This is a genomic window from Bifidobacterium stellenboschense, from assembly GCF_000741785.1.
GTDB classification, from domain to species: domain Bacteria; phylum Actinomycetota; class Actinomycetes; order Actinomycetales; family Bifidobacteriaceae; genus Bifidobacterium; species Bifidobacterium stellenboschense.
Window position 1 is genome coordinate 1 of record NZ_JGZP01000035.1, and the last position, 10,335, is coordinate 10,335.

Annotated in this window: 8 protein-coding genes; 2 read left to right on the forward strand and 6 right to left on the reverse strand. The window is 67.2% G+C overall.

The window, feature by feature from the left end:
* On the forward strand, window positions 1-1,319 hold a 1,319-nt coding region (gene radA / locus BSTEL_RS11110), incomplete at its 5' end, for a DNA repair protein RadA (RefSeq protein ID WP_034530423.1).
* 44 nt (window positions 1,320-1,363) lie between these two features.
* Here radA and ribF read toward each other — a convergent pair.
* The 3 genes from ribF to BSTEL_RS12400 form a co-directional block, all read right to left on the reverse strand.
* A complete protein-coding gene (ribF, locus tag BSTEL_RS11115; RefSeq protein WP_034530424.1) occupies window positions 1,364-2,488 on the reverse strand; it encodes a bifunctional riboflavin kinase/FMN adenylyltransferase in 1,125 nt (374 codons plus the stop codon).
* 160 nt (window positions 2,489-2,648) lie between these two features.
* Window positions 2,649-3,530 carry a histidine kinase gene (locus tag BSTEL_RS11120; RefSeq protein ID WP_162179005.1) on the reverse strand — a complete coding sequence of 294 codons (882 nt, stop codon included), beginning with the start codon at window positions 3,528-3,530 and terminating at the stop codon, window positions 2,649-2,651.
* A gap of 367 nt (window positions 3,531-3,897) precedes the next feature.
* A complete protein-coding gene (locus BSTEL_RS12400; RefSeq protein ID WP_034530427.1) occupies window positions 3,898-4,569 on the reverse strand; it encodes a LuxR C-terminal-related transcriptional regulator in 672 nt (223 codons plus the stop codon).
* 205 nt (window positions 4,570-4,774) lie between these two features.
* On the opposite strand from BSTEL_RS12400, the gene BSTEL_RS11130 reads away from it, so the two are divergent.
* Window positions 4,775-5,782 carry a hypothetical protein gene (locus BSTEL_RS11130; RefSeq protein WP_034530428.1) on the forward strand — a complete coding sequence of 336 codons (1,008 nt, stop codon included), beginning with the start codon at window positions 4,775-4,777 and terminating at the stop codon, window positions 5,780-5,782.
* A 184-nt stretch (window positions 5,783-5,966) separates the two neighbouring features.
* Here BSTEL_RS11130 and BSTEL_RS12605 read toward each other — a convergent pair whose 3' ends face one another.
* From BSTEL_RS12605 to infB, 3 genes are all read right to left on the reverse strand, one after another.
* Entirely contained in the window at window positions 5,967-7,355 is a 1,389-nt protein-coding gene (locus BSTEL_RS12605) for a tRNA pseudouridine synthase B (protein WP_034530431.1), read from the reverse strand.
* Between the two features lie 66 nt (window positions 7,356-7,421).
* On the reverse strand, window positions 7,422-7,967 hold the full coding sequence (rbfA, locus tag BSTEL_RS11140; RefSeq protein WP_034530433.1) for a 30S ribosome-binding factor RbfA: 546 nt from the start codon (window positions 7,965-7,967) through the stop codon (window positions 7,422-7,424).
* Between the two features lie 299 nt (window positions 7,968-8,266).
* The coding region (gene infB, locus BSTEL_RS11145; RefSeq protein WP_034530434.1) for a translation initiation factor IF-2 at window positions 8,267-10,335 on the reverse strand (2,069 nt) is incomplete at its 5' end.

The following is a 10,335-nucleotide window of genomic DNA, read 5'->3' on the forward strand; positions in this document are numbered from 1 at the left end:
GTGCCGGCGTGGGGCGCGGCGCGGGCGGGCGCGTCGGGCATACGCAGGCCTCGGTGGTGGCGGAATCGGCGGCGGTGCCGATCACCGAGGTCGGTACGGACGACGTCACGCGCATCCCGACGGGTTTCTCAGAGTTCGACCGGGTGCTGGGCGGCGGCATCGTGCCGGGCTCGGTGGTGCTGATCGCCGGCGAGCCGGGCATCGGCAAGTCGACGCTGCTGTTGGAGACTGCGGGCAACATCGCGCGCGCCCATGCGGCGGCGGGCGGCAAGGTGCTGTACATGTCGGGCGAGGAGTCGCAGGGGCAGGTGCGCCTGCGCGCGACGCGCATCGACGCAGTGGAGCCGAACCTGCTGCTCGCCGCCACCACCGATCTGGGCACGGTGCTAGGCCTGATCGAGCGGGAGCGGCCGACGTTGGCGATCGTCGATTCCGCGCAGACGATCGTCTCGCAGGATGTGGACGGCATTTCAGGCGGTTCCACGCAGGTGCGCGAGGTGGCGAGCGCGCTGATCGACGTGGCGAAGACGCTGGACGTGCCGGTGCTGCTGGTCGGCCATGTCACGAAGGACGGTTCGATCGCGGGCCCGCGCACGTTGGAGCATCTGGTGGATGTGGTGTGCCAGTTCGAGGGCGACAGCGAGACGGCGCTGCGCATGCTGCGCGCGGTGAAGAACCGCTTCGGACCGACGGACGAGGTGGGTTGCTTCGACATGAGCGGCGAAGGCATCGAGGAGGTGACCGATCCGGCCGGGTTGTTCCTGTCGGGCGGCGGCGGTTCGGATGGCGGTTCGGATGGTGGCGCGGGCGACGGCACCCCCTCCCCCGTGGAGGGCACGTGCGTGACGTTCACGTTGGATGGTCACCGCTCGCTGCCGATCGAAATCCAGTCGCTGGTCACGAATTCGGTGCTGCCGACGCCGCGACGCGCAGTGAACGGCGTGGACTCGAACCGCATCGCGATGCTCGTGGCCGTGCTGTACCGGCATGGTCACGTGAACCTGTTGCAGAACGACCTGTATATCTCGACGATCGCGGGCGGGCTCGCGAAGGAGCCGGCGTGCGATCTGGCGATCGTGGCCGCGTTGGCGAGCGCGGCGAAGCATGCGCCGATCCCCCGTACCACGTGCGCGATCGGCGAGATCTCCCTGACCGGTCAAGTGCGTCCCGCGCCGCGATTGGAATACCGTCTGCGCGAGGCGGCGCGTCTGGGCTTCACGACGGCCGTGGTGCCGTGCATGCGCAAACGCGTCGAAATCCCCGGCCTCACCATCGTCCAGGTCGCCACCCTCAAATCCGCCCTGGGGGTGCTGCTATGACCGATTGATTGAGCATCCGACGCCTGCGCGAACCTGCGAGCGTGTCAGGCGGTGAGGCGCTTGGTCTCCTCGACGTTGCGGGCGAGTTCGGCCTTCAGGGCGTCGACGCCGTCGAACTTGACCTGCGGGCGCAGGAAGCCGGCGAATTCGACGCGCACCTTGTGGCCGTAGAGTTCCAGCCAGTCGTCGGTGATCGCGTACGCTTCGACGACGCGCTCGTTGAGGCCGGTCTTCTCGCTGAACGTGGGCTTCGTGCCGATGGAGATGGCGGCGGGCCAACGCTGGTCGCCGTCCACGAGCCAGCCGGCGTACACGCCGTCGACCGGCAGGTAGCCGATCACGTCGTCGCCGAGGTTCGCGGTCGGGAAGCCGATGGTGCGGCCGCGCTCCTCGCCGTGCACGACCTCGCCGACCACGCTGTGCGGGCGGCCGAGAATCGCGTTCGCGTCCTTGATGCGGCCGTGGCCGAGCAGGTAGCGCACGTTCGTGGAGCTCCACGCGCGCGCCAGCTTCGCCTGATGCTTCTTGCTCCACGCGCGGCGTTCCGCCTTGGTCGCGTTCGCGAACGGGTCGGCCGGCTCGCCCCACTCGGCGGGCATTTCCGGCTTCCAGTCGCGCGGGATGCGCACGTCGCCGGGGCCACGGTCGTCGACCACGTCGAGTTCGAACACGCCGGCGCCGGCGGCCAGGTTCGAGATGGCCTTCACGTCGCCCTTGCGGCCCGCGCCCATCGCCGCGTCGGAGCCGAGCACTAGCGTGCGCATGCCGATTTTGCCGACCAGTCGGCCGAGGAAGAAGATGTACGATTTCGCGGCGAACGCGAGCGTGTAGCGCACGACGAGCACGTGTTCGACGCCCGCCTGCTTCAGGTAGGAGAGACGGTCGTCCACGCCGCTCAGCGCGTTCGCGTCGATGACGTCCGCGCCCGGCTCGGCGCCGTCGTGCGCGGCGGCCCAACCGTGCACGAACGCGGGACGCGGGTCGAACAGGATGACGATGGAGAACGCGTCATGCTTGCGCGCGAGTTCGACCACGCGGTCGACCACGGCCTGATGCCCCCGGTGCATGCCGTCGAACGCGCCGACCGTGACGACCGATCGCTTGTCGTTGTCGAAGGACGGCCACTCGACGTCGCCGGTCTCGTCAGGGGTCAGATAGGTGATGTCCATTGCGCTCCTCATACTCGTCGCCGCGGCGATGACCGCCGTGATGCCCACGGTGCCGCCCGCGGCGCTATCCGCGGCCGATCGCGGCCCGATTTCGCCGCGACCACTCTAGCAAACGGCGACGAAGTGGCCGCGACCCCGCCATCCGGAGCGGAGCCCACGTCTATCCGCGACGATTCCGCACGGCATCCGACAGCGTATTGGGAATCTCCGCGCGCAGCATCCACCGGCTCCGTGTACGCGACTCCCGCCAGACTCCGCCATGTCGTTCGACGAGCAGACGGTACTGCACGAGTCCCGAACGCAGTCCGGCGGTCGCATCATCAGGCTCCTCACCGCCGGCATCGCGTATGACGTTCGTCGTTTCGACGACGGCGCATTCGCCCGTATAGGAGATCATCACCATGTAGGGCCGTGCGTGGTCGCCGTGTCGGCCGATGTTGCCGAACAATTCCCGGATGAGCCCCTGCATGAGGGATGCCGCTTCGGCGGTCATCGACGTGTCCGGCCGTCCGAAGACGAGGACGTCGCCGTCCATCCCCATATCGGCGAGCGTCCGCCGGCACCGGTCGACGGTTCGCCGCAGCGTGCGAACCGATGCCGCCGAAGCCGTTCGGGACGTGCCTTCCGCGGACGAGGTCTCCGCGGGAGTCTCCTCGGCGCGCAACGTCCGGATGACCTGCCTCGTATGCTGCAACGCGTCGACGGCGGTGTCTCGGACCGTGTCCAGCTGCCGCCGCGTCTCCTCGTCCGGAACGTTCCGCCGCATGTGCTCGACGAGCATGACGATGTCGGTGAGATCGTTCGTCGTGTAATCGTGTAGTCTGCCGGCGATCCGCCGGTTGCTTTCCAGACTCAGATTCTTCTGACGCTCTGCACGCGTGTCACCCGCGGTCTTGATGATTCCACCTATACAGATGAACGCCACCACGAAAGCCGAGAACGAATACGAGCCGCCATTCCCCACCAACGAGCGAGGTGCCGTCCCGCTGGCGATGAACGCGCATATCGACACCACGGCACCGCATAGGATTCCACGTCGCATGTGCAAGTAGCTGATTATCGATAATGCGAGAAAAGCCAGCACCACCGTCGTAAACGGCGCTCGGATGTTGGACATCAGATCCAACGCGGCCATGCCGCACATCGCATACGATCCCCATTCCGGAGTCAATACGAAGGCGGCGACGCAGATGATTCTGCATACAAGAAGAACCAACGACGCACGGCTATCGTCCACGGATACGCACAGATAGATGCTTTCGGCAACACAGATGGTTCCGGGAACCAGTATGAGCAGCGACATGTACGGATGCGGGACGTGCGCCCGCACCGCGGCCTGAATCCGCTGCCATGGTCGTTCACCCGTCACACGTCCGCCGGTCACACGCTCACCCATCACACGCCACCGTTCACGCGATGTGGAGCGCACGGCAACGGTCCAGCGCCTCGTACCAGGTCTCGACGCCGAGTTTCCGTCTGATGTTGCGCCGATGCGAGAACACCGTGTCGACGGAGATGTTCAGCTTGGCGGCGATCTGCTTCGCGTTCAACGATCCGAGACTCAACGCCACGATCCGCGTCTCCTGAGGCGTCAGCACGCCGGAATCCGGCACCGCCGTGCCCGCCGCCCTCGGCGCGATATCCGCCGCATCCGTCACGTCGTCGCGCCGCCGCGCCGCCTGCGCGATGGCGGGCGCGAGCGTCCGTGCGAGCGTCGCCTTGTCCAGCAGCGGCGCGATGCCCGCCTGCCGGGCGCTTTCCGCATAGGTCTGCGGATCGTAGGAGGTCAGTCCGATCAGCCGCGTCGATGGCGAGCGCTTGAGAATCTCCGGGGCGAGCTGCGGCCCCGTCACGCCGTTGAGCGCCATGTCGACGAGCAGGATGTCCGTCGGCCGGGTCGCGTCGGCGCAGAGCATCAGCGCCTCCGTGGGGAACGTCGTGGACCAGACGTCGACGGGACGGTGGAAACCGCGCACGCAGGACCGCACCATGCGGACGATGCATTCCAGCGCGCACGCGTCGTTGTCCAGCACGCCGATGCGCAGGCGCTCCCCCGATGTCGCGGATTCCTGTACTTCCATGAATCCCAAGGGTAGTCGTCCGGCAATGTCATGGAGCACCGTCTGCAGTTTCCTGCACATCGCTGGAACGGGCGGACGGTCGCGGATTACGGTGAACCGCAACGAATCACACCACATCACATCGATGTCCACGTCAATATCACCAGAATTACACCGGATCGTACCGGTCGACGACCGGACCGGAATCATCATGGAGGTCTCGAACATGCGGATGCACGGATTGATGAAGGCCGCGGCGGCGATCGCCGCGACGATGCTGCTGTGCGCGGGATGCGGGCAGAGCGATGCCGCAAGCGCCGGAACCACAGTCGCGGACCGGAGCGACGGATCGTCGCGATCACAATCTACGAACGTATCGTCCAGCACGCGTGCGACGGACCACATCGCCGGTCTCACGACCACGTCGCCGTTCGACCAGTATTTCCTCGGGCGTGACGACCAGCGCACGGTCGAACAGGCCATCGTCGCGATGAACACCGTGTGCATGGCGGAACGCGGCTACCGGTACGAGTACACCGGCGGTCTGGAGACGCGCACCGACGATCCGGAGGCGACGTACGCGCCGGAATGGGGTCCGCTCACCGTCGACTGGGCGCGTGACTACGGGTATGCGCCGCAGTACGACAAGATGTACCGGTCGTCCGAGTCCGACCAGACCGCCGCATCGTCGAAGGCGACGCGGTCCGTTGCCAACGACGCCACGCTCAAAGCGCCCTCCTCCCCCGGCTACGTCCAGGCGCTGGCGAACCAGGACGGCACCGGCTGCGACAACCGGACCACCGCCGCGTTGGGCTACGACGCCGAATGGTTCGCCCAGATCGGCACCTATGACACGATCCGGCGCAACGCCGACGAGAACGCCCTGCGCGACGCCCGCGTGACCGGGGCGATCGGCGAGTGGAAGGCGTGCATGGCCGGCAAGGGCTACGGGTACGACGATCCGCGCGACATCGCCAACCACTACGCGCAGAGCGGTTCCGCGCACGGCGCGTCGGGCGTCTCCCACACCGTCACCGACGAGGAGCGGACCGTCGCCGTCGCCGATGCCGGCTGCAAGGCGTCCAGCGATCTGATGCGCACCGTGACCGACGTGACCCATGAGTACGAGGCGCAGGCCGTCCATGACAACCAGTCGACGATGGACACCATCAAACGCCTCTCCGCCACCATCCTCGCCAACGCCCAGCGCCAACTCGCCACCATCAACCAGTAGCGCCCCACTCCACCACGCCATCCTCTCTCCTCCGCGCGATTATGGTGCGCAACACACCCTCGTAGCGCACCATTCTCGCGTAAGCCCCCTCTCCGCGCGAAAACGATGCGCGAAAGCCCCCTTTTCCGCACGAGAATCGCGCAGAGATGGGGGCTTTGTGGTGTGGGTACCGCCGTTCCGCCGGTCACGCCGTTGGGAAGACGACGGCGGGCTTGGCTTGGGTGCGGTTGGCGCGTTCGATGATGGCGGCCACGTCGGCGGGAACCACGGCACCAGCCGCGTCACCGATACCACCGCGCGTTGCCGGCACGATGGCGGCGTAGTGGACGCCCTTCTCCAGTTCGCGGTTGATGCGGCGGCCGAATCGCAGCTCACGCGCCTCGTCGGCGGTGATGTCGGCGACCGGCATCGCGCCGCGCGCCGCGTCGGCCATGCCGACGGCACGCGCGCGCAGCCAGTCGCCGCGCGCCTCGCCGGGCGTGTCGAGCACGCAACGGTTACGCGTGACGGTCTCGCCGTCGCGGTTCGTGAACGTCTTCGGCTCAATGTGCGCAGCGATCGCTTGCATCGCGGCGGGCGTGGTTTCGGCGGCTTCAGTCGCGGTTTCGCCGGTTCCGGGCGTATCATCGCCGATTCCAGCGTCCGTGACGGCCGGGAGGACGGTCGTCTGCGCGAGACCGGAACGATCGTCGGACAGCGCGAACCGTCCGACGCGCGTGCGGCGCAGGCGGGTGAGATACCCGCCGACGCCGAGCACCTCGCCGAGATCGCGGGCGAGCGCGCGGATGTACGTGCCGGACGAGCAGCTCACGCGCACGTCCACGTCGATGACGGGGACGAATCGGGCGCTCTCGGAGACTCCCTCGGAACCACCCTCAGTCGGCTCCGCCGACAGCTCCCGCCAGCGGGAGCGGGAGGTGGGGTCGGATTGCCGCGAATCACCACCATTACGGGAGCGGGAGGTGGGGGCGGATTGCAGCGGGGAGGCGGGGTCGCTGGTGCTGGCGAGGCCTTCGCGCGTGGCTAGCACGGTGAATTCGGCGATGTGGACGGGACGCGCCTTCAGGGCGACGTCCTTGCCGGCGCGCGCGAGATCGTAGGCGCGTTGGCCGTCGATCTTGATTGCGGAGAACGTGTTCGGAATCTGTTCGATGTCGCCGGTGAACCGTTCGGCGATCGTCGATTCGATGATGGCGCGGAGACGGGCGGCGTCATCCGACACATCCGGATGACCACCCTCAGTCGGCTCCGCCGACAGCTCCCGCCAGCGGGAGCAAAGGGAGGCGGTGTCGGGGGCGACGATGTCGCCTTCGGCGTCGTCGGTGGTGGTGGCTAGGCCGAGGCGGATCGTCGCCTCATAGGTCTTGTCGTGTTCGACGATGTACTGCAGGAGGCGTGTGGCGCGGCCGAACCCGATGACCAGCATGCCGGTGGCCATCGGGTCGAGCGTGCCGGCATGCCCGACCTTCTTCGTGTGCAGCGCGGCACGTACGGCCGCGACCGCGTCGAAGCTGGTCACGCCCTGCGGCTTGTCGACGATCAGCAGGCCGTCGGCGCATGTGGTGTTGGTCATCGGTATTCCGGCACCTCCGCGGTTCCTTCCCTCATCGGAGGGAGTCAATAGTCGAGGTAATGGTCGTCATTCGGCGTCGTTCGCGGTGACGTCGAAATCGTCCATGTCGTCGAAATCGGCGTCATCGTCATCCGCATCGTCGCCGTCGAAACCGTCCGCCTCGGCGTCGGCGTCTTCCGGCTCGTCGTGCTTGTACGGGTCGGCGTCGCCCGCGTACTGGGCGGTGGCGCGCGCCTTGGCGAGTTCCTCGTCGCGCTTGCGTGCGATGGCGAGGATGTCTTCGATCTTGTGGGCCTCGCCCGGCACCTCGTCGAACACGAACTGGAGCTGCGGGGTGAGGCGCAGGCCGGCCTTGTGGCCGACGAGCTTGCGCAGATGGCCCTTCGCCTGGTCGAGGGCCTGCTGGGCGCGCTTGCGTTCGCCCGCCTCCTTGCCCTCGTGGCCGTACTGCGTCCAGTAGACCTTGGCGATCTGCAGATCGTTGGTCACGCGCACGTCGGTGATGGTGATGTTCGTCAGTCGCTTGTCATGCAGTTCGCGTTCGATGGAGGACGCGATGACGCGCTGGATTAGGGCCGCGATGCGCGCGGCGCGGGGATTCGTTCCTGCCATGAAAGTCCTTTCGATGATTCGCTCCCGCATCGGGAAGGGGAGCCCATACAGTTTGCTCCCGCTGGCGGGAGCCGGCGTCTCGCCGTGGCGGTGGCGATGATGGCGCCGTCATACAACGTGCTCCCGCTGGCGGGAGCTGGCTCGCGAAGCGAGTCTGAGGGTGGTTTGCCGCGGTACCAAGACCATCGGAGATCGTCCGGTCTGCCGGGAACCACCCTCAGTCGGCTTTCGCCGACAGCTCCCGCCAGCGGGAGCATGGAGTACGCCGCCTCCGCTTCCCGCGGAGGCGACCATTTGCGCTACTTGCGCTCGACCTCGCGCATCTCGAAGGTCTCGATGATGTCGCCGAGCTCGATGTCGTTGAAGGTGCCGAGGTTGATGCCCGCCTCGTAGCCTTCCTTGACGGACTGCACGTCGTCCTTGAAACGACGCAGCGAGGAGATCTCCAGGTCGTTGACCGTGGCGACGCCGTTGCGCAGGATACGGCACTTCGTACCGCGCTTGACCTCGCCGTCCTGCACCATGACGCCGGCGATGTTGCCGAACTTGGAGGAGCGGAAGATCTCGCGGATCTCGGAGTGGGAGGTGACGACCTCCTCGTATTCCGGCTTGAGCATGCCCTTGAGGGCCGCCTCGATGTCCTCGATGGCGCGGTAGATGACCGAGTAGTACTTGATCTCCACGCCCTCGCGGTCGGCGAGGTCCTGCACCTGACGGTTCGGACGCACGTTGAAGCCGATGATGACGGCCTTGTCGACCGTGGCGAGGTTGACGTCGTTCTGGGTGATCGCGCCGACGCCGCGGTGGATGACCTGGATGCCGACCTCGTCGGACACCTCGATCTTCATCAGGGAGTCCTCGAGCGCCTCGACGGAGCCGGAGGAGTCGCCCTTGATGACGATGTTGAGCATATCCACCTCGGACTTGGCGAACTGCTCCTTCAGGGACTCGAGGGAGACGATCTTGCGGCGCTTCGCGAGCTGCGCGGCACGCTCGGTGGCCTGGCGCTTCTCGGCGATCTGACGCGCGGTGCGGTCGTCCGGGGCGACGAGGAACAGGTCGCCTGCGGTCGGCACGGAGGTCAGGCCCAGCACCTGGACCGGCGTGGACGGGGTGGCCTCCTTCATGTGCTTGCCGTTCTCGTCGAGCATGGCGCGCACGCGGCCGTACGAAGTGCCGGCCACGATCGCGTCGCCGATGTGCAGGGTGCCCTGCTGGACGAGCACGGTCGCCACGGCGCCGCGGCCCTTGTCGAGTCGCGCCTCGATGGTGGCGCCGCGGGCGTCCATATCCGGGTTGGCCCTGAGGTCGAGGTCCGCGTCGGCGGTGAGCAGCACCGCTTCGAGGAGCTTGTCGACGTTGATGTTCTGCTTGGCGGAGATGTCGACGAACATGGTGTCGCCGCCGTACTCCTCCGGCACGAGGCCGAACTCGGTGAGCTGGCCGCGCACCTTGTCCGGGTTCGCGCCCGGCTTGTCGATCTTGTTGACGGCCACGACGATCGGCACGTGGGCGGCCTTCGCGTGGTTGATGGCCTCGACGGTCTGCGGCATGACGCCGTCATCCGCGGCCACGACGATGATCGCCACGTCGGTGATCTCCGCACCACGGGCACGCATGGCGGTGAACGCCTCATGGCCCGGGGTGTCGAGGAACGTGATCTTGCGCTTCTCGCCGTCCAGCTCGACCGTCACCTGGTAGGCGCCGATGCGCTGGGTGATGCCGCCGGCCTCGCCCTCGATGACGTTGGTCTTGCGGATCGTGTCGAGCAGTCGGGTCTTACCGTGGTCGACATGGCCCATGACGGTGACGACCGGCGGACGCGGCTTCAGATCCTCGTCCTCCTGCAGCTCCTCCTCGTCCAGGTTGATGTCGAACTGCTGGAGCAGCTCCTTGTCCTCCTCCTCGGCGGAGACGATCTGGATGTTCCAGCCGATCTCCTCGCCCAGGATCTGGAACGTGGACTCGTCGAGCGACTGCGTGGCCGTGGCCATCTCGCCGAGATGGAACATCACGGTGACGAGGGCCGCCGGATTGACGTTGATCTTCTCCGCGAGGTCCGCGAGGGAAGCGCCCTGGCGCAGGCGGATGGTCTGGCCGTTGCCGCGCGGGATGCGCACGCCGCCGATGGTCGGCGCTTTGATCTCCTCGTACTCCCTGCGCTTCTGCAGACGGTTCTTACGCGCCTTGGAGCTCTTGCCGCCCTGACGGCCGAACGCGCCGGCCGCGCCGCCGCGACCGCGGCCGCCGCCGCGCGCGGGACCGTTGCTCGGACCGCTGTTGCCCTGGAAGTTGTTGCCGGTACCGGTGCCGGAACGGAAGCCGCCGCGGGCGCCGCCGCCCTGAGCGCCGCCCTGACCCGGACGGT

Coding starts and splice junctions, on each gene's coding strand:
- ribF (WP_034530424.1), bottom strand. CDS start 2,488: ATGGACATCACCTATCTGACCCCTGACGAGACCGGCGACGTCGAGTGG.
- BSTEL_RS11120 (WP_162179005.1), bottom strand. CDS start 3,530: ATGCGACGTGGAATCCTATGCGGTGCCGTGGTGTCGATATGCGCGTTC.
- BSTEL_RS12400 (WP_034530427.1), bottom strand. CDS start 4,569: ATGGAAGTACAGGAATCCGCGACATCGGGGGAGCGCCTGCGCATCGGC.
- BSTEL_RS11130 (WP_034530428.1), top strand. CDS start 4,775: ATGCGGATGCACGGATTGATGAAGGCCGCGGCGGCGATCGCCGCGACG.
- BSTEL_RS12605 (WP_034530431.1), bottom strand. CDS start 7,355: ATGACCAACACCACATGCGCCGACGGCCTGCTGATCGTCGACAAGCCG.
- rbfA (WP_034530433.1), bottom strand. CDS start 7,967: ATGGCAGGAACGAATCCCCGCGCCGCGCGCATCGCGGCCCTAATCCAG.